General features: G+C 70.4%; 20 protein-coding genes. 13 read left to right on the top strand and 7 right to left on the bottom strand.

Annotation, left to right across the window (positions count from 1 at the left end):
* The coding region (locus tag FRW57_RS23055; protein WP_476748647.1) for an MmyB family transcriptional regulator at positions 1 to 310 on the top strand (310 nt) is incomplete at its 5' end.
* Positions 311 to 313: 3 nt separating this feature from the next.
* Here the strand turns inward: FRW57_RS23055 and FRW57_RS06640 are convergent.
* Positions 314 to 1,159, bottom strand: a complete 846-nt coding sequence (locus FRW57_RS06640; protein ID WP_152185617.1) for an aldo/keto reductase — start codon at positions 1,157 to 1,159, stop codon at positions 314 to 316.
* A gap of 118 nt (positions 1,160 to 1,277) precedes the next feature.
* On the opposite strand from FRW57_RS06640, the gene FRW57_RS06645 reads away from it, so the two are divergent.
* Complete coding sequence (locus tag FRW57_RS06645) at positions 1,278 to 1,583, top strand: hypothetical protein (RefSeq protein ID WP_137119720.1); 306 nt, start codon at positions 1,278 to 1,280, stop codon at positions 1,581 to 1,583.
* Between the two features lie 140 nt (positions 1,584 to 1,723).
* Positions 1,724 to 3,004 (top strand): MFS transporter, encoded by a 1,281-nt coding sequence (locus tag FRW57_RS06650; RefSeq protein WP_137119721.1) that lies wholly within the window; start codon positions 1,724 to 1,726, stop codon positions 3,002 to 3,004.
* A gap of 8 nt (positions 3,005 to 3,012) precedes the next feature.
* On the opposite strand, the gene FRW57_RS06655 is transcribed toward FRW57_RS06650, so the two are convergent.
* On the bottom strand, positions 3,013 to 3,933 hold the full coding sequence (locus FRW57_RS06655) for a cation diffusion facilitator family transporter (protein ID WP_238384439.1): 921 nt from the start codon (positions 3,931 to 3,933) through the stop codon (positions 3,013 to 3,015).
* A 329-nt stretch (positions 3,934 to 4,262) separates the two neighbouring features.
* Here FRW57_RS06655 and FRW57_RS06660 point away from each other — a divergent pair, with 329 nt between their 5' ends.
* Positions 4,263 to 4,523, top strand: coding sequence for a hypothetical protein (locus FRW57_RS06660; protein WP_137119722.1), 261 nt, complete (start codon positions 4,263 to 4,265; stop codon positions 4,521 to 4,523).
* Positions 4,520 to 4,999: an amidohydrolase family protein gene (locus FRW57_RS24755; protein WP_137119723.1), complete on the top strand. Its 480-nt coding sequence runs from the start codon at positions 4,520 to 4,522 to the stop codon at positions 4,997 to 4,999. The genes FRW57_RS06660 and FRW57_RS24755 overlap by 4 nt, the downstream gene beginning before the upstream one ends.
* Positions 5,000 to 5,020: 21 nt before the next feature.
* Here FRW57_RS24755 and FRW57_RS06670 read toward each other — a convergent pair whose 3' ends face one another.
* The gene (locus FRW57_RS06670) at positions 5,021 to 5,524 is read right to left on the bottom strand and encodes a GNAT family N-acetyltransferase (RefSeq protein ID WP_338016627.1); all 504 of its coding nucleotides are present in this window, start codon (positions 5,522 to 5,524) and stop codon (positions 5,021 to 5,023) included.
* Between the two features lie 139 nt (positions 5,525 to 5,663).
* On the opposite strand from FRW57_RS06670, the gene FRW57_RS06675 reads away from it, so the two are divergent.
* Positions 5,664 to 6,590 carry a GNAT family N-acetyltransferase gene (locus FRW57_RS06675; protein WP_152185618.1) on the top strand — a complete coding sequence of 309 codons (927 nt, stop codon included), beginning with the start codon at positions 5,664 to 5,666 and terminating at the stop codon, positions 6,588 to 6,590.
* Positions 6,591 to 6,685: 95 nt separating this feature from the next.
* On the opposite strand, the gene FRW57_RS06680 is transcribed toward FRW57_RS06675, so the two are convergent.
* Positions 6,686 to 7,420: a class I SAM-dependent DNA methyltransferase gene (locus FRW57_RS06680; protein WP_152185619.1), complete on the bottom strand. Its 735-nt coding sequence runs from the start codon at positions 7,418 to 7,420 to the stop codon at positions 6,686 to 6,688.
* Between the two features lie 307 nt (positions 7,421 to 7,727).
* Here FRW57_RS06680 and FRW57_RS06685 point away from each other — a divergent pair, with 307 nt between their 5' ends.
* From FRW57_RS06685 to FRW57_RS06695, 3 genes are all read left to right on the top strand, one after another.
* A complete protein-coding gene (locus FRW57_RS06685; protein WP_152185620.1) occupies positions 7,728 to 8,933 on the top strand; it encodes a MalY/PatB family protein in 1,206 nt (401 codons plus the stop codon).
* A 95-nt stretch (positions 8,934 to 9,028) separates the two neighbouring features.
* Entirely contained in the window at positions 9,029 to 9,517 is a 489-nt protein-coding gene (locus tag FRW57_RS06690) for a hemerythrin domain-containing protein (RefSeq protein ID WP_152185621.1), read from the top strand.
* A gap of 128 nt (positions 9,518 to 9,645) precedes the next feature.
* Positions 9,646 to 10,440 (top strand): deoxyribonuclease IV, encoded by a 795-nt coding sequence (locus FRW57_RS06695; protein ID WP_137119728.1) that lies wholly within the window; start codon positions 9,646 to 9,648, stop codon positions 10,438 to 10,440.
* 46 nt (positions 10,441 to 10,486) lie between these two features.
* Here FRW57_RS06695 and helR read toward each other — a convergent pair whose 3' ends face one another.
* Positions 10,487 to 12,646 (bottom strand): RNA polymerase recycling motor ATPase HelR, encoded by a 2,160-nt coding sequence (gene helR / locus FRW57_RS06700; RefSeq protein ID WP_152185622.1) that lies wholly within the window; start codon positions 12,644 to 12,646, stop codon positions 10,487 to 10,489.
* A 263-nt stretch (positions 12,647 to 12,909) separates the two neighbouring features.
* Here helR and pip point away from each other — a divergent pair, with 263 nt between their 5' ends.
* Genes pip through FRW57_RS06715 form a run of 3 tightly spaced genes read left to right on the top strand, consistent with a single transcriptional unit; the run spans position 12,910 to position 15,508 of the window.
* A complete protein-coding gene (gene pip, locus FRW57_RS24370; RefSeq protein ID WP_476748648.1) occupies positions 12,910 to 14,145 on the top strand; it encodes a prolyl aminopeptidase in 1,236 nt (411 codons plus the stop codon).
* Positions 14,051 to 14,350: a YciI family protein gene (locus FRW57_RS06710; RefSeq protein ID WP_476748649.1), complete on the top strand. Its 300-nt coding sequence runs from the start codon at positions 14,051 to 14,053 to the stop codon at positions 14,348 to 14,350. The genes pip and FRW57_RS06710 overlap by 95 nt, the downstream gene beginning before the upstream one ends.
* Positions 14,351 to 14,365: 15 nt before the next feature.
* The gene (locus FRW57_RS06715) at positions 14,366 to 15,508 is read left to right on the top strand and encodes an RNA polymerase sigma factor (protein WP_137119731.1); all 1,143 of its coding nucleotides are present in this window, start codon (positions 14,366 to 14,368) and stop codon (positions 15,506 to 15,508) included.
* Positions 15,509 to 15,623: 115 nt separating this feature from the next.
* Here FRW57_RS06715 and FRW57_RS06720 read toward each other — a convergent pair whose 3' ends face one another.
* Positions 15,624 to 15,941, bottom strand: a complete 318-nt coding sequence (locus FRW57_RS06720; protein WP_137119732.1) for an ArsR/SmtB family transcription factor — start codon at positions 15,939 to 15,941, stop codon at positions 15,624 to 15,626.
* 91 nt (positions 15,942 to 16,032) lie between these two features.
* Here FRW57_RS06720 and FRW57_RS06725 point away from each other — a divergent pair, with 91 nt between their 5' ends.
* Positions 16,033 to 17,286 carry an MFS transporter gene (locus tag FRW57_RS06725; RefSeq protein ID WP_203230232.1) on the top strand — a complete coding sequence of 418 codons (1,254 nt, stop codon included), beginning with the start codon at positions 16,033 to 16,035 and terminating at the stop codon, positions 17,284 to 17,286.
* Here the strand turns inward: FRW57_RS06725 and FRW57_RS06730 are convergent.
* Positions 17,233 to 17,453 (bottom strand): GNAT family N-acetyltransferase (locus FRW57_RS06730; RefSeq protein ID WP_152185625.1); only part of this gene is annotated, 221 nt, incomplete at its 5' end. The genes FRW57_RS06725 and FRW57_RS06730 overlap by 54 nt on opposite strands.

Genomic DNA, 17,453 nt, shown 5'->3' on the forward strand with positions numbered 1-17,453 from the left:
CCTGCGCGCGGCCAGCGCGCGCTACCCCGGCGACCGTGGTCTGCGCCGACTGGTGCGCGAGCTGCGCGCGGGCAGCGAGCGATTCGACCGGTTGTGGCGGGAGGGCCGCTCGAGTGCCTGGCGCAGCCACACCAAGACCGTGGTGCACCCCGAGCTGGGCCCATTGTCCCTCGACTGCGACACGATGCTGGTCCCCGACGACGATCAGTCGATGATCGTCTACTCGGCCGCACCCGGCAGCCGGGAGTCCTCGGCCCTGGCACTGCTGCGGGTCATGGGCGCACAGCAGATGAGCGAGTCGCGGTCCTGAGGATCAGCGGTACTGGGTGAACGCGGCCGTGGCGGGGTCCTCGCCGGTGCGGTTGCCAGCCTCGAGCGCGTCGATCGACGCGACCTCGTCGGCCGAGAGCTCGAAGTCGAACAGGTCGATGTTGGAGCGGATCCGCTCCGGAGTGACCGACTTCGGGATGATGATCGTGCCGTGCTCGAGGTGCCAGCGCAGCACGACCTGACCCGGCGTCTTGCCGTGCGCCTCGGCGACGTCGAGCACCGCCTGCTGGTCGAGGTCGACGCCCTGTCCCAGCGGCGAGTACGCCTCCACGGCGATGCCGGCCGCGCGCGTGGCGTCCTGGACGGCGGTCTGCTGCAAGGTCGGGTGCACCTCGATCTGGTTGACCACCGGCGTGACCTCGGTCTGCGCCAGGAGCGTGTCGAGGTGCTCGGGCAGGAAGTTGGAGACGCCGATCGCGCGGACGGCCTTCTCGGCATACAGCTTCTCGAAGGCCTTCCAGGTCTCGACGTAGAGGCCGGCGCTCGGCAGCGGCCAGTGGACCAGGTAGAGGTCGATGACGTCGAGGCCGAGGGCGCGGCGACTGTCCTCGAACGCCTGCAGCGCCTTGTCGTGGCCCTGGTCGCCGTTGCGCAGCTTCGTGGTGACGAACAGCTCGTCGCGGGGGATGCCGCTGGCCTTGATGGCGGCACCAACCCCCTCCTCGTTGTAGTAGGCCGCGGCGGTGTCGATGTGCCGGTAGCCGCTCTCGAGCGCGAGCTCGACGGCCTGCTGGGTGCCGTCCTCGGGGACCTGGAACACGCCATACCCGACCTGCGGGATCTTGATGCCGTTGTTGAGCTTCACGGTGGGAACGCTGCTGGCAGTCACGAGAGTGAGACCTTTCGTCGGCGGATGTGGCAGGCGCAAGCACGCGGCAACGCGGCGCCCATGAGGGACAACCCGCGTCTGCGCCCGGGGATTCCGGATCGCTCCACGGTCTCACGCCGTGGCCAGGAGCGACATCGCCGGATCCATGGACGCCGGCGATGTCGGGTGGCAACATCAGGTCATGGCAGAGGTCACGCCCTTCCCGAGGGTGGGGACGGTGTTCTTCGACACGCGAGCGGACGGCCGCACGCTGCGGTTGTCCTGGCACGAGGACTCTGGCACCTTCGTCCTCAGCATCTGGCACCACGAGACCTGCACCGCGTCGTTCCGGCTGGACTCCAGCGAGGCCCCTCGACTGCTGTATGCCGTCGGCTCCGCCCTCGCCAGCGGCGAGGTCCCACCGACCCTGCGCGCCAGCAGCTGAGCACCCGACCCGGCGCGTTCAGGCATCGACCCGCGCGGGCTCCGCGGGCACCGGCTCCTGCCGCCGCGCTGAGCCCGCCGACCGGCGACCGGCGAAAACCGGGCGACGGGCGGGCAGGGGCTTGGTAGCCTCGCCGCGCCGTGCTGACCTCCCTGCTCTGGCGGCCGAAGTGGCCCGCCGACACCGTCCGGACCTACTACGTCCTGAACGTCGTCATGACGTTGTGCTTCACCCTCTTCTCGACCCTCAGCCTCGTCTACATGGCCACCACGGTCGGCCTCAGTCCGCTGCAGATGGTGCTGGTGGGGACGGTGCTCGAGGCGGTGTGCTTCTGCTTCGAGGTCCCCACCGGGATCGTGTCGGACCTCTACAGCCGGCGGCTGTCGATCCTCATCGGGCTCCTGCTCGTGGGGGGCGGCTTCCTGCTGCAGGGGCTGGTCCCCACCTTCGCCGGGGTGTTGGCCGCGCAGGTGGTGTGGGGGATCGGCTACACGTTCACCTCGGGGTCGATCGAGGCCTGGCTCGCCGACGAGATCGGCGTCGAGGCCATCGGGCCGATCTTCACCCGGGAGGTGCAGCTCTCTCTCGGTGCGACCTTCGTGGCCGTCATCGGCGCGGGCGCCTTGGGGCTGGTTGACATCCGGGTTCCCATGGTGGCTGGCGGAGCAGGCCTGGTCCTCCTCGCCGGCTGGCTCGCCCTGACCATGCCGGAACGGCGCTTTGCCCGAACTCCGGCCGCGGAGCGGGAGACGTTCGCGCAGGTGGGCCGGTCGTTCACCGCCGGCGTGTCCATGGCGCGCCGCAGTCGGGTGGTCCGATCGTTCTTGCTCATCAGCCTCATCGGCGGCCTGTCCAGCGAGGCCTTCGACCGGTTGTGGACGGTGCGGGTCCTCGAGCTCGACCTTCCCGGCCCGTTCGACGCCGCGAGTCCCGTCATCCTGTTCGCCGGGATCACTCTGATCGGCACGGTGATCTCGTTGCTGTCCTCCATCGTCGTGGGCCGGGTGGGTCCGGACCACGTCAACGCGCTGCACCCCGGCGGCCTGCTCGCCTGCCTGGCTTTGGTCCAGGTGGCGGGGATCATCGGCCTCGCGCTGCTCGGCAACCTGTGGGTCGCCCTCGTGGCCATGTGGGTCCGCGGGGCAGCGGCGACGGTCGCCGCGCCGATCGAGTCGGCCTGGCTCAACCGCAACGTCGAGTCGAAGGTGCGCGCCACGGTGCTGTCGATGAACGGCCAGGCGAACGCCATCGGGCAGGTGGTCGGGGGTCCTCCACTCGGGGCCCTGGCGAACCGCACCTCGGTGTCGACCGCACTCACCGCGTCCGCGCTCGTCCTCTCGCCGATCGCGCTGGTCTGTGCGCGGCTGCGTCCCGGCGTTGCCGTCCCGAGAGCCGAAGGCGAGCTCGACCGACGTACGTGAATGCCGGGTCAGTGGGTCCCGGGCTCGTGCGTCGCGTGGCTGGCCGGCTCCAGCTGGAAGGTGGAGTGCTCGACGTCGAAGTGGCCCACGAGGCACGCCTGCAGGGCGTCGAGGATCTGTGGTGCGTGGCCGTCGTGGAAGCAGGAGTCGGCGAGCACGACGTGCACCGAAAGGGTCGGCAGGTCGGAGGTGACGCTCCAGACGTGCAGGTCGTGCACGTCGGCGACGTGCTCGGTGGAGAGCAGGTGCTCGCGCACATGGTCGAGGTCGATCTTCTCCGGCGCCGCCTCCAGGAGCACGCGGCCGCTGTCGCGCAGCAGGGCCCAGGCGGCGCGCAGCATCAACGCGACGACGACGAGGGAGGCGATCGGGTCCGCCCGCGCCCAGCCCGTGGCGACGATGACCACTCCGGCGACGAACGTGCCGATGAACGCGTAGAGGTCGGTGACGATGTGCTGGTAGGCGCCTTCCACGTTGAGGCTCGAGCGGTTTGCACGCGCCAGCGACCAGGCCGCGACGAGGTTCACAGCGACACCGACGAGCGCGACGACGACCACAGGGCCGCCCTCGACCGGTGGCGGCTGGATGAGTCGGCGGATCGCCTCCAGCCCGACGACACCCGAGACCACGAGCAGCGTGGCGCCGTTGGCCGCGGCCGAGAGGATCTCGGCGCGCTTCCAGCCGAACGTCCACGACCCGCCGGCGGCACGGGCCGCGAGCCGCATGGCCCACAGTGCCCCCGCGATCGCTCCCACGTCGGAGAGCATGTGCCCGGCGTCGGACAGCAGGACGAGTGAACCGGAGACGACGGCGACGACCACTTCGCCGATCATGAACGCCAGCAGCAGGATCAGGACGATGAGCAGGTAGCGGCGGTCGGCGTGCACCCCCACCGCGTGCGTGTGACCGTGGTGCTGCTCCTTGCTCACGCCCCAAGGCTATCCGGGCTGGGAGCAGGCGCCGCCACCGCTCGGGGAGGTGCAGGAACCGTTGCAGAGGCAGGCCGTCCGACCCTCAAACCCGCTGGAAATCCCTGCGACCCGTACCACTCCCGGACGCTAGCGTCGATCGCGGCGGGCGGCGTCGTTCGAGAAGCGGGCCAACGAAGGAGCACAGTGTGTACGACCTGATCGTGCGCGGGGGCCGAGGCGGCCGAACGCATCGACGCCGGCGGACGCGCGGTCTCACCCGGGTTCATCAACGTGCTCAGCCACTCCTACTTCACCATGCTGCACGACCCACGGTCGCTCGGTGAGCTGTGACCCTGCAGGTCTTCGGCGAGGGCGATGCCATGGGCCCGCTGCGACCCGAGCAGCAACCTGCCCTCGAGCAGGAGGTGCCGGAGCTCGGCCTGGAGATCAGGTTCAGCCGACTGTCGGAATACCTCTCGTATGTCGAGTCGCAGGGCTGCTCGCAGAACGTCGCCTCCTTCGTGGGCAACGGCACGCTGCGGCCCTGCGTCATGGGATACGAGGACCGCCCGCCCACGGCAGCCCGGTCGACACCGCGCTCAGCATGATCGGTGAGGACTGCTCACGGGTCGGTGTGGCGTTCTTCTCCATGTCCGAGGACAACCTCGCGGAGCAGCTGCGACACCCGTGGGTGAGCATCTGCTCCGACAGCTCCTCCGTCGCGCCGGAAGGGGTTTCGCTCCGATCGCCGAGACATCCACGGGCCTACGGGTCGTTCGCGCGGGTGCTGCGCAAGTACGTCCGTGAGGAACGGCTGCTGACCCTGGCCGAGGCCGTCGACCGGATGACCCGCCTGCCCGCCGCCAACTTCGGCATCACCGGCCGCGGCCGCCGGGAGGAGGGCGCATTTGCCGATGTCGTCGTCTTCGACCTCGCCACGGTGGCCGACATCGCCACCTTCGACCACCCGCACCGGCTCTCGGTCGGCGTGGGCGACGTCGTGGTCAACGGTCGGGCGGCGATCCGGGGCGGCGAGTTCACCGGCACGCTGGCCGGCCGGGCAGTCCGTCGAGGTTCGCGCTGACGGCTCGTGGGGGTGAGCGACTCAGTCCACTGTGGGGGAGCGGCGCTCGACCAGGACGGTGTCACGCCAGCGTCCGTGCTGTCGGGCGATGCGCTCCCGCGTGCCGACGATCCGGAAGCCGGCTCCCGCATGCAGGGCGAGACTGGCGGCGTTCGTGGGGAAGAGGGACGACTGGACGGTCCAGATCCCGCCGCGGTCGGCGGCCTCGAGCAGGGCATCGAGCAACAGGGCACCGACACCCCGGCCCCGCGAGTCGCTCCGGACGTAGACCGAGTGCTCGACAACACCCGCGTATGCCGCGCGGCCGGACACGGCGGAGCAGGCGACCCACCCCAGCATCCGACCCGAGCCGTCGAGTGCCACGAAACTCAGGTCCGGGCGCCTGCCGGCGCGAAACCCGGCCCAGCTCGGCAGTTGCGTCTCGAACGTCGCGTCGCCACCGGCGATGCCCTCCGCGTAGATGGCGAGCACCTGCTCCGCGTGTCCGTCCTCCATCGACGCGACCGACACCGAGTCATGCGTCACTCCATCGTCTCCAACGCGCACGTTGCCATTCTCACCTGTCGGCCGCTGACGCGGTCGGAGGCTGCCAGTGGGGAGCCCTCCGGACCGGTCCTGGTGCGGCTCGTCGACATCGTGGCTCAGCGTTGGGCATAGTGCGCTGGTGACCTCCGACCTCGAGCTGCAGCCCCTCTCGTCCGGTGACCTCCCGGAGTGGAAGCCCCGCGTGCGTCAGCGACTGGTCGGCCAGCGGGTCAGCGCGGGGTGGCGTCCTGCCGACGCGGAGGCGCTCGCGTCCCGGGTGTTCGACCGGGCTCTACGGGATGGCGAGCTGGACCGGGGTCAGCACGTATGCCGGGTGGTCGCGCAGGACGCGGAGGTCGGCTTCGTCTGGCTGATGGGGGTCGACGGACAGGACTCGGCGCACGTCGTGTGCGTGGACGTGGAGCTCGAAGTGGCGGGGTCGGCGTTCGAAGTGGTCGCCGAGTCCGCTCGGGAGCTCGGGGCGAGCCGGATCGTGATCAGCCGGTTCGATCGCGACGAGGCGACCGACGCCTTCCTGGCCGGGGAGGATCTCGAGCTGATGGCAACCAGGATGGAGCTCGATCTCTCCCAGGAACCGGGCCGCGAGGAGCGGGTGCGGCTCGTGCCGATGACCCGGAAGCGATTCGACGCCTTCGTGCGGCACGGCATCGAGCACTACGCCCGCTCGATGTACGACTCCGGAAGTCACACGGATCTGGGTGCGGCCAGGGAGGACTCGCGCCGGCAGCACGAGCAGCTCCTGCCCCGGGGAGTGGAGTCGCCCGGGCACTGGCTGTGGTCGGCATACGACGGGGACGACGAGGTTGGTGTGCTCTGGGTCAACGTGGACGGCGACCGGGCCTTCATCTACGACATCGAGGTGGACGAGGCCTGCCGCCGGCGGGGCTACGGCGGCGCGATCCTCCGGGCATGCGCCCGCGCGTCGATCGAGCGAGGGGCGAAGGTGTTGGGACTCAACGTCTTCGGCCCCAATGCCGGCGCGCGGGCGCTCTACGAGAAGTTCGGGTTCCGCGCGATGGAAAGGGTCGTCATCGTCAACCTCTGAAGGCTCGGCTCCGGATCCGCGGGACAATCTGTGCGTTTCGCGCCCACGCCCGAGATGGCCGCAACTGTGCGTTTCGTGGCCGGGCGCCCGGGTCGTCAGCCCTTGCGCCACACGGAGACGTGCTTCTCGCTCTCGGACGTGAAGGGGCTGCCGTCCCAGTCGGCCAGCCGTTCCTCCAGCTGCAGCCCGGCGAGCCGGGCCATCAGGTCGAGCTCCGACGGCCACACGAAGCGGTAGTGGTGCGCGCCGTAGCGCATCCGGCCGTCGGCCTCCCGGGTGTAGTGGTGCGACACCGCCTGCTGGGTCGCCAGGTCGTAGGTGTCGAAGCCGACGTGCTGCTCGCCCACGTCGGACGGCACCGCGAGCTGGCCTGGTGGCAGCCGGCGCAGGGAGGGCACGCCCACCTCGACCACGAACCGGCCGCCGGAGCGCAGGTGCCGTGCCGCGTTCTCGAAGCACGCGACCTGCTCCTCCTGGGTGCGCACGTTCCCGATCGTGTTCCACACCAGGTAGACCAGCGCGAACTCGCCGGGCACGGTCGTGCTCGCCATGTCGCCGACGACCACCGGCAGGGTCTGCTCGTCGACCTTGCGCCGCAACTGCTCGACCATGGGTGCCGACAGCTCGATTCCGGTCACCGGCACGCCCCGGGACCGCAGCGGTATGCCGACGCGTCCGGTGCCGATCGCGAACTCCAGGGCCGGGCCGTTGCCCGCCAGCCGGGCGAGGTGCTCGACGGCCGGGTCGAGCACCTCCGGAGCGAACATCTCGGTGGCCTCGTCGTCGTATCGCTCGGCGGTCTCGGTGTCCCACAGGTCTGCGCTGCTCATGGGCGGCAGTCTGGTGATCCGGTGCTCGCCCTGTCGACCGGTTTTCGACTCCTCGGGGTCGGCTCGCGATCAGCGCCGCATCAACGCGAAGACGCCCCAGCCGGGGTATGCGCGTTGGTACCGGGTGTATCTCACGGGGCGCTGGCCCGGTCACGCGCGGCGTCGAGGAACGGTGGATGGATGTCCCCCCGTGCCGCGGATGCCGTGCCTCTTCACGTGGAACCGGTGGAGTCTTGAAACTAGCGAGGCGCACCTGCGGCAGCAACGAGGTTTCGGTGCCGGCCGCCGAGGTGCGAGGCTGGGCGTCATGGCGCACGAGATCCCGAACCCGTTGGAGACCCTGACCCTGCCCCAGTTGCGTGAGCGCACGAGCATGAAGTGGCGAGCCTTCGAGCCGGACGTCCTTCCGCTGTGGGTGGCCGAGATGGACGTGCCCCTGGCCGACCCCGTGGCGCGCGCCCTCACCGACCTGGTCTCGCGAGGGGACACCGGCTACCCCTCCGGGACGGCGTATGCCGAGGCGCTGGCGGCGTTCGCGGCGGAGCGGTGGGACTGGGACGGGATCGCCGTCGAGCGCAGCACGATCGTGCCCGACGTGATGATGGGGATCGTCGAGGTGCTGCGGCTCATCACCAGGCCCGGTGAGCAGGTGATCGTCAACAACCCCGTCTACCCCCCGTTCTACTCGTTCATCGAGCACATGGACCGGCGCATCCTCGAAGCGCCCGCGGGCCAGGACGGCCGCCTCGACCTGGCGGTTCTGGAGGGGGCGATGGAGCAGGCGACAGCGGGAGGTGCGGGCGCGGCATACCTGCTCTGCAACCCGCACAACCCCCTCGGCACGGTGCACACCGCGAGCGAGCTCGAGGCGGTTGCCGCGCTGGCGGAGCGACACGGTGTCCGCGTCGTGGCCGACGAGATCCACGGGCCGCTGGTGCTGCCCGGGTCGCGGTTCGTGCCCTATCTCAGCGTGGCCGGCTCGGAGCGCGGCTTCGCACTGATGTCGGCCTCCAAGGGGTGGAACCTCGCTGGACTCAAGGCCGCGCTCGCCGTCGCCGGCCCGGAGGCCGCGAAGGACCTGGCCCGGATGCCCGAGGAGGTCAGCCACGGCCCCAGTCATGTCGGCGTGGTCGCCCACACCGCGGCCCTGCGCGAGGGAGGTCCGTGGCTGGACGCGCTCCTCGCGGGGCTGGACCGCAACCAGGAGCTGCTGGCGCAACTCGTGGCCGAGCACCTCCCGACGATCGGCTACCGGTCACCCGAGGCAACCTTCCTGGCCTGGCTGGACTGCCGCGCCCTCGGCCTGGACGAGAGCGGCGCCGACGGTCGGGGCAACGTGATGACGAGCTCCGGTCCCGCCGCCTTCTTCCTCCAGCACGCACGAGTGGCGCTCAACGCCGGGTCGGCCTTCGGGACAGGTGGCGTGGGGCACTGCCGGCTCAACTACGCCACCTCGACGTCGATCCTGACCGAGGCCGTCGAGCGGATGGCCGACGCTGTCGCGGACGCCTGACCCGTCCGGGCAGATTTCTCCTGTCCTCCCGAGGGCAGCCGGGCCAGACTAGGAGACGAAGGGCCACGCTGCCCGTTGGTCGAAGGAGGAACCGGATGTCGGAGAAGTTGTCGAGCGCTCTGGAGCGCGAACACCGCGAGATCGACCGTGCGATCGAGGCCTTCGTCGCCAACCCCGCAGACCCCGTGCCGCTGCAGTGCGCGATCGACGCGCTGCGGCGGCACATCTACCTCGAGGAGGCGTTCCTGTTCCCGCCGCTTCGGGAGGGCGGGCTGTCCATGCCCATCTTCGTGATGGTGCGCGAGCACGGTGACCTCTGGGACGCCATGGACGGGCTGGAGGAGCTGCTGGCCCAGGGCGCCGGTGGCGACGGGACCGCGAAGGCCTGCCGGAGCCTGCTCGAGCAGCTCGACCAGCACAACACCAAGGAGGAGCCGGTCATCTATCCGCAGGCCGATCACAACCTGTCCGACGAGGCGACGACGCAGCTGCAGTCCTTCATCGAGTCCGGCCGGATGCCGGACGGCTGGGTGTGCGAGCGCGCCGCCGGTGCTCCGAGCAGCACCAGCCTCTTCGGCCACTGACCCGGGGCGGCCACCGCTCCTGCGCCGCCAGACACACGGCGAGACCGCGGAGGCACCAGCACCAGCCCGGTTTCGACGGCAAAGGTTCTCTCGGACTCCGTGTCGGTCGAGGTTCGTAGGCTGGGGGCATGACGATCTCCATCGGCGCACACGTCGAGCAGACCGACCCCGTTGCGGAGGCCCAGGCCCGCGGGGCGTCGCTCGTCCAGTTCTTCCTGGGCGACCCGCAGGGTTACAAGGGCCCCGAGGTGCGCTATGCCGGGGGCGCCGCCGCGCTCCGTTCGGCGGCGGAGGAGGCCGGCATCGACCTCTACGTCCACGCGCCCTACATCATCAACGTGGCCACCACGAACAACCGGATTCGCATCCCGAGCCGCAAGCTGCTGCAGCAGCACATGGACGCGGCCACCGAGATCGGCGCCAAGGGTCTCATCGTCCACGGCGGGCACGTGAACAAGGGCGACGACCCCGCCAAGGGCTTCGACAACTGGCGCAAGGCGGTCGAGGCGACCCACTGCACGATCCCGATGCTGCTCGAGAACACCGCGGGCGGTGACAACGCGATGGCGCGGCGCCTCGACCGGATCGAGGGCGTGTGGGAGGCGATCTCCCGCGCGGAGGGGCACGAGCAGGTCGGCTTCTGCCTCGACACGTGTCACGCGTGGGCCGGCGGCATCCCGCTCACCGAGGCGGTCGAGCGCGTCCACGCCATCACCGGCCGGATCGACCTCGTGCACGCCAACGACAGCCGTGACGCGTTCGACTCCGGGGCCGACCGGCACACCAACTTCGGGCAGGGGCAGCTGGACCCCGACGAGTTCGCCTCGGTGGTGCGGGATGCCGGCGCGCCCGTCGTCTGCGAGACCCCGGGCGGCCCGGAGGAGCACCGAGCCGACTTCGACTGGCTGCGCGGGCGCCTCTGACCTTCCGTGGACACTGGTGCCCGTCGTCCCGCCCGGCAGGACGTGGTCAGGAGCTCGTCAGTATGACGAGTCGCTGGGTCGCCCGGGTCATCGCGACATAGCGGTCGACGGCTCCCTCGACGCCGGTGCCGAACGAGTCCGGGTCGATGAGCACCACCAGGTCGAACTCGAGCCCCTTGGCCAGCTCCGGAGTCAGTGAGCGGACGCGGGCCGTGGACCGGAACGTGGGGTCACCGATGACGCAGCCGATCCCTTCGGTGTGCTCGGCGAGCCAGTCCCGAAGGATCGGGGCTCGCTCCGACACGGATCCGTGCCTGACGGGGTTGCCGCTGCTGCGCACCGAGGTCGGCACGTTGGCGTCAGCGAGCGCACCCCGGATGACCGGCTCGGCCTCGGCCATGACCTCCTCCGGCGTCCGGTAGTTGATGCTCAGCGACGCCAGCTCGATCCGATCGATGCCGATGCGCTCGAGCCGTTCCTGCCACGACTCGGTGAACCCGTGCCTGGCCTGGGCTCGGTCCCCGACGATGGTGAAGCTCCGGGACGGGCATCGCTGGAGCAGCATGTGCCACTCGGCGTCGGTCAGCTCCTGGGCTTCGTCGACCACGACGTGCGCGAACGGACCCGCGAGCGCGTCTGGTTCGCCTGTCGGCAGCACGTCCTCATCATCGAGGGTGTTGCGCGCGTCGTCGCCACGCAGCATCGACATCACCTGCATCTCGGAGTCGTCGTTCTCGATGAGGTGGTCGATGACCTCGGACATCTGCTTGCGCCCGGCCGCCAGGGTCGCCTGCTGTCGACGCTTGCGGTGGGAGGCCTCGGGGTCACCGAGACGCTGGCGGGCGGCGTCCAGCAACGGGAGGTCGGACACCGTCCAGGCATAGGGCTCGTCGCGCTGGAGGGCGCGGACCTCGTCCGGCTGGAGCCAGGGCGCGCACCTGCGCAGGTAGGCCGGGACCGACCAGAGGTCGGCGACCAGGTCGGTCGGCTCGATCAGCGGCCAGGCCTGGCCCAACGTCTCGTTGAGCCCGCGGTGCCGTCGCAGGGCTGCCCGCAGCGTCTCCGCGGAGACCTCCGCGTGGTCGTGCTTGTCGACCAGGATGTCCAGCAGGGTCTCGAGCACCTGGTCGCGGGCCTCGTTGTGGGCGGCACCGGGCTCCGGCGACTCGAACGCCTCGGTCCAGTCGTCGCGGCTGAGCCACAGGTCGCCCCAAGCAGTCTCGACCTCCATGCCGTGGGCCGGCGGCTCCTCGTAGAGGCTGACCGCTGGCTCGATGGCAGTCACCATCCGCGCCGACGACTTCAGCCGGGTCACGTCCGGGTCGGTGTCCGGCCCAGCAGCGGCTCCCTCGGGGACGAGGTCGCGCAAGGTGCAGGTGCGCACGCCCTCCTCGCCGAGGCTGGGCAGCACATCGGAGACATAGGCGAGGTAGGGCTGGTGTGGACCGACGAACAGCACTCCACCGCGGTGGTGGCCAAGGCGCGGGTCCGAATAGAGGAGGTAGGCGGCGCGGTGCAGTGCGACGACGGTCTTCCCCGTGCCCGGACCGCCGTCGACCACGAGAGCACCGCGCGAGCCGGCCCGGATGATGGCGTCCTGGTCGGACTGGATGGTGCCGAGCACGTCCCGCATCCGGGGCGACCGGTTGCTGCCCAGGCTGGCGATGAACGCGGACTGGTCGTCCAGTGCCGGGTGCCGGTCCAGTGTGGCCGTCCCGTCCGTCGTGAAGACCTCGTCCCAGTAGTCACTGACGCGACCGCGCGTCCATCGATACCGGCGGCGGCTCGCCAGACCCATCGGGTCCGCGTGCGTCGCCCCGAAGAACGGCTCGGCAGCCGGGGATCGCCAGTCGATCAGCAACCGTCGTCCTTCGCTGTCCCTGAGGCCGAGTCGTCCGACATAGACCGGCTCAGAGTCATCCGACGCGACCATGTGCCCGAGGCACAGGTCCAGACCGAAGCGACCCATGAGGCGAAGCCGGGCGGTCAACCGGTGAACCTCCAGGTCCCGGTCCATGGCCTCCTGCCCCGCGCCACCCGGCGCCCTGCGTGCGGCGTCGAGGCGGTCGGTCAGGTCAGCGGTCGACTGCTCGAGACAGTCGGCGATCGCCGCGAAGTGGCGTTCGTCGTCGGCGATCATCGTCGGGTCGGTCTTGGCGGTGAGGTGGTCGGGAAGGTCGAACGCGCTGACGGTCAGGGGAGTCACCTGATCGGCTCCGAATCTGAAGCTCCAGGAAGCGCGCACGAGGTCGGTTCCCCATGCTGTCGGCGAGAGCTTCGAACGGTGATTCTGCGTCACGAACGGGGCCTTGCCGCAAGCCCCCTGGTGCGCTATAAGTTGGAAACGGAGGGGGATCCATCCTGCGGTTCAGATGTTGGCGCTGACGTGAGCCCGCTGCCACGGGACCCTTCGCGGCTCGCGCCGGAACGACCGGCGGCCCTCGACGCGTTGGACGGGGCGTGGAGGAGATGAGCGACGCGGCGCCCAATCGAGAGGGACTGCTCGACGTCGGTGACGGGCAGCGGGTCTGGTGGAGCGAGTTCGGCGATCCACACGGCATACCCGTGCTGGTGGTGCACGGGGGGCCGGGCGGCGGCAGCCTGCCCTCGATGCGCCATCCCTATGACCCGTCGACCTATCGCGTGGTGTTGTTCGATCAGCGGGGCACCGGTCGCAGCACGCCGCACGCGAGCGATCCGGATGTCAGCCTGGAGACCAACACGACGTGGCACCTGGTCGCCGACATGGAGCGGCTGCGGCGCGAGCTGGGGATCGACCGATGGGTCCTGTCCGGTTCTTCCTGGGGGACCACGCTGGCGCTGGCCTACGCCCAGACTCACCCCGACCGGGTGCTGGCGATGATCCTGCGCAGCGTCACCACGTTCCGGGCCAGCGAGCTCGACTGGGTCTACCGGGACGGCGCGAACCACCTTCTGCCAGAGCGGTGGGAGGAGTTCGTCGCCCCCATCCCGCCGGAGGAGCGCGACGACCTCGTGGCCGGCTACCGGCGACGGCTGGAGTCGGGCAGTCCGGAGGCTCGGATCGCAGTGGCCCTGGCCTGGACGCGGTGGGAGACGGCAGGCATGTTGTCGGCGCCCGACCCGTTCATCGAGGACCTGTTTGCCCAGCCACGGTTCGCGTTGGCGTTCGCGCGGATCGAGAGCCACTACACGGCTCACCGGGCCTTCCTGCGCGAAGGCCAGCTGATCTCCGGTGTCTCCGCCCTGGCCGGTCTGCCGGCGATCCTGATCCAGGGCCGCCACGACCTGTGCACCCCACCGGTCACAGCGTGGGACCTGCATCGAGCGTGGCCCGGCTCCGAGCTGCACCTCATCGAAGGCGAGGGACACCGGCTCAACAGCGCCGCAGCGGTATTCGCGCGGGCCACGGAGTCGGTGGCGCGGCGGCTCGGCGGGTCGGATGTCGAGAACGTCCACACGGCTCCGTCCTCGGGTGATGGCGGCATGATGGCCGTCACGGACGAAAGGGCGAACGATGACGAAGTACCTGTTGCTCAAGCACTACCGGGGCGGCCCGAAGCCGATGCCGAACAGCGAGGCACCGATGGAGGACTGGACACCTCAGGAGATCTCGGACCACCTTGCGTTCATGAACCACGTGGCCGACGTGCTCCGCGAGCGAGGGGAGTACGTCGAGGGCCAGGCGCTCTCGCCCGAGGGCGTGTTCGTGCGGTTCGACGGTGAGGGCAAGCCGCCGGTGACCGACGGGCCGTTTGCGGAGACCAAGGATCTCATCGCCGGCTGGATGGTCATCGACGTCGACTCCGTCGAGCGCGCCCACGAGGCGGCGGCCTTCCTGTCGTCAGCGCCCGGAAAGGGCGGGAAACCGCTGCAGGAGTGGATCGAGGTCCGACCCTTCATGACCGAACCCCCCGTCGTCACAGAGTGAGCTGGCGCCGCCGACATGGCTGACCTCGGTGACCTGCTCAAGGGCTTCGGCCCGCAGGTTCTCGGTGTCCTCGTCCGCCGCGGAGGCGACTTCGCGGCGGCCGAGGACGCTGTGCAGGAGGCGATGATCGAGGCGCTTCGACACTGGCCGCAGGCGATGCCCGACGACCCGAAGGCGTGGCTGGTCACCGTCGCCTCCCGCAAGTACGTCGACGCCCAACGCTCCGAGCTCGCCCGACGCCGGCGCGAGCTCCTCGACGGAGACCGGCCTGCTCCCGGGCCCACCGAGCAGGTGGACGACACCCTCCTGCTGCTCTTCCTGGCCTGTGCCCCGGCACTCACTCCGCCGTCGGCCGTCGCCCTCACCCTGCGCGCTGTCGGCGGTCTGACGACCCGCCAGATCGCCTCGGCATACCTCGTGCCCGAGGCCACCATGGCCCAACGGATCAGCCGTGCCAAGGCAAGCATCCGCGGCCGGCGGCTGACCGAGCCGGGTGACCTGGGAGCCGTCCTGAAGGTGCTCTACCTGATCTTCAACGAGGGCTACGGGGGCGAGGTGGACCTCGCGGCCGAGGCCATCCGGCTCACCCGGCAGCTGGCCGCCGCGAGCGACGAGCCGGAGGTGGCGGGGCTCCTGGCCCTGATGCTCCTGCACCACGCACGTCGGGCGTCCCGCCGCACCGGTGAGGGGCAGCTCGTGCCGCTGGCCGCGCAGGACCGGTCGCGGTGGGACACCGGCCTGATCGCCGAGGGAGTCGAGGTGCTGCAGTCAGCGCTCGCGAGGGACCGGCTCGGTGAATACCAGGCGCAGGCAGCGATCGCGGCACTGCACGCCGATGCGTCCTCGGCCGAGGAGACCGACTGGCCGCAGATTCTCGAGTGGTATGACGAGCTCAACAGGATCACCGACAGCCCGGTCGTGGCGCTCAACCGGGCCGTCGCGGTGGGTGAGGTCGACGGCCCGCTGGCTGGATTGCGTGCCGTTGCAGAGGTGCCCGCTGATGTTCCGCGGCAAACCGCCGTGCGCGCCTACCTGCACGAGCGTGCTGGCGACCTCGCGCGGGCACGAAGCCTGTATGCCGAGGCGGCGCGGGCGGCGAGCAGCGCCGCCGAACGTGAGCACCTCACTCGCCAAGCCGCCCGACTGCACTCGTCCTGATCCAGCTTCGGACTCGGTCGCGCTCCGGGCCGCGGTGCCAGACTGCGCGCTTGGCATGATGAACCGGTGGGTAAGGACTCGGGGTGGCGGAACACGGCCCGGGCCAGCCGAGCCCTCAGCCCAGCGCAGCGGTCACCGAGTCGAGCAGCCCCGGGTAGAGGGCGTCGACCTCGGCGCGGCGCAGGCGCTGGTGCACCTGCCCGCCGATCTTCGAGCGCTCGAGGACACCGGCCTCCCGCAGGATCTTGAAGTGGTGACTGGCGGTCGACTTCGACACCTCGTCGTAGAGCAGCGAGCAGGGCTGCGCGGCGCCGGCGGCATCGAGGCGGCGCACCATCTCGAGGCGCACGGGGTCGCTGAGCGCGGCCAGGACCGACTGGATCGACGCCACGGGGTACCCGTCCGGGTCGTGGGGGGTTTCCGTCTCGGGCATGGGACCAGCATAAAACAAGTTTGATGAGCATCAAACCCAGCGTAATCTCAACGCGGAAGGTTTGATGAGCATCGAACATGAGGGAGCGGCCGTGACCACAGCTATCGGCGCAGCGACAACGTTGCGTCACGACTCGGCATACCGCTTGCTGCTTGCCCTGATGGGGGTCGCCCTTGCCGTCTCGGGCGCACCGACGCCGCTCTACTCGACCTACGAGAAGGCTTGGCAGCTCAGCCCACTCACGATCACTGCCCTGTTCGCGACGTATGCCGTGGCGGCATTGTCCGCGATCGTCGTCGCGGGGCCGCTCACGGATGCGCTCGGCCGCAAACCTGCGCTGGTGGGGTCGGGCGTCGGGATGTTCGCTGGTCTGGTGATGTTCGTCGTGGCACACCAGACGTGGGAGCTGTTCGTGGCCCGCGCGATCCACGGCGCCTCCATCGGCACCGCGGTGGTCGCCGGCGCGGCCGCGATGCTCGACCTGCGCCCGACCGAGGGCGACCGCACGGGACGGCTCACCGGCATATTCTTCGCGGCCGGCATGGGCCTCGGCATCCTGGTGTCCGCGTTGCTCGCTGACCACGCCCCGGACGCGCTCGTCACTCCGTATGCCGTCCTCGGGCTGCTGATGGTCGGCGTGACGCTCGCGCTGACCACCATCCCCGAGACCCACCGAGTGCGCCGGACGCACATCCACGTGGCCCGCCCGCACGTGCCGGGCCCGATCGGCAACGACTTCCGTTTCGCCGTGTTGTCGGCGGGGACGTCCTGGGTCCTCATCGGTATGTATCTCTCGCTCTTCCCCGGCCTCGCGACCCGGCAGGTCGGCCTGCACGGGCACACCTTCGGTGCCGTGGTGGTCGCCGCGATGACACTGTCGGCTGCAGCTGCGCAGGCCGTCGTGGGGCGCCGTGCGGCCCGGCCCCTGGGGATCACGGGCGACGCGGTCATGGCGGTGGGCGTCCTGCTCAGCGTGCCGGCGGTCCGGAGCGGGCACGCCGGCCTCATCGTGGGCAGCGCCGCGGTGCTCGGAGTCGGGTTCGGGCTGGCCTTCAGTGGGGCCTTGCGGCACCTCGCCTCCGTGCTCCCCGCGGACGCCCGGGGTGGGGTCATGTCGGCGTTCTACATCTGCTGCTACTCCGCGATGGCGCTTCCTGCCGTGGCAGCCGGCTGGGCGGCGAGCCGCTGGGACCTCGACGGTGTCTACTCCGTCTTCGCGGCGGTCGTCGCCGTCGTCTGCCTGGCTGGTGCGGGCCTCGGCGTCCGACTCCAGCGCTCGGGGCCGGCCGCGTCACCCCTCGCGGTAGAGGTCCCGGCGCTGGGGAAGTGCCCGGAAGCCACCTGAGCGGTAGGTGGCGACGGCGCCCACGTTGGAGCTCGGCGTGCACACCACGGCGCTCGACGCGCCCATCTCCCGGAGTGCCGCCGCGGCGGCGAGGGTGATCGCCGTGCCGTAGCCGCGACCGCGGTGGTCCCGGTGCACGCCCAGCGGCTCGAGGAGGCCGGGTCTGC

It is taken from the genome of Segeticoccus rhizosphaerae (assembly GCF_009192725.1).
In the GTDB taxonomy this organism is placed as follows: domain Bacteria; phylum Actinomycetota; class Actinomycetes; order Actinomycetales; family Dermatophilaceae; genus Segeticoccus; species Segeticoccus rhizosphaerae.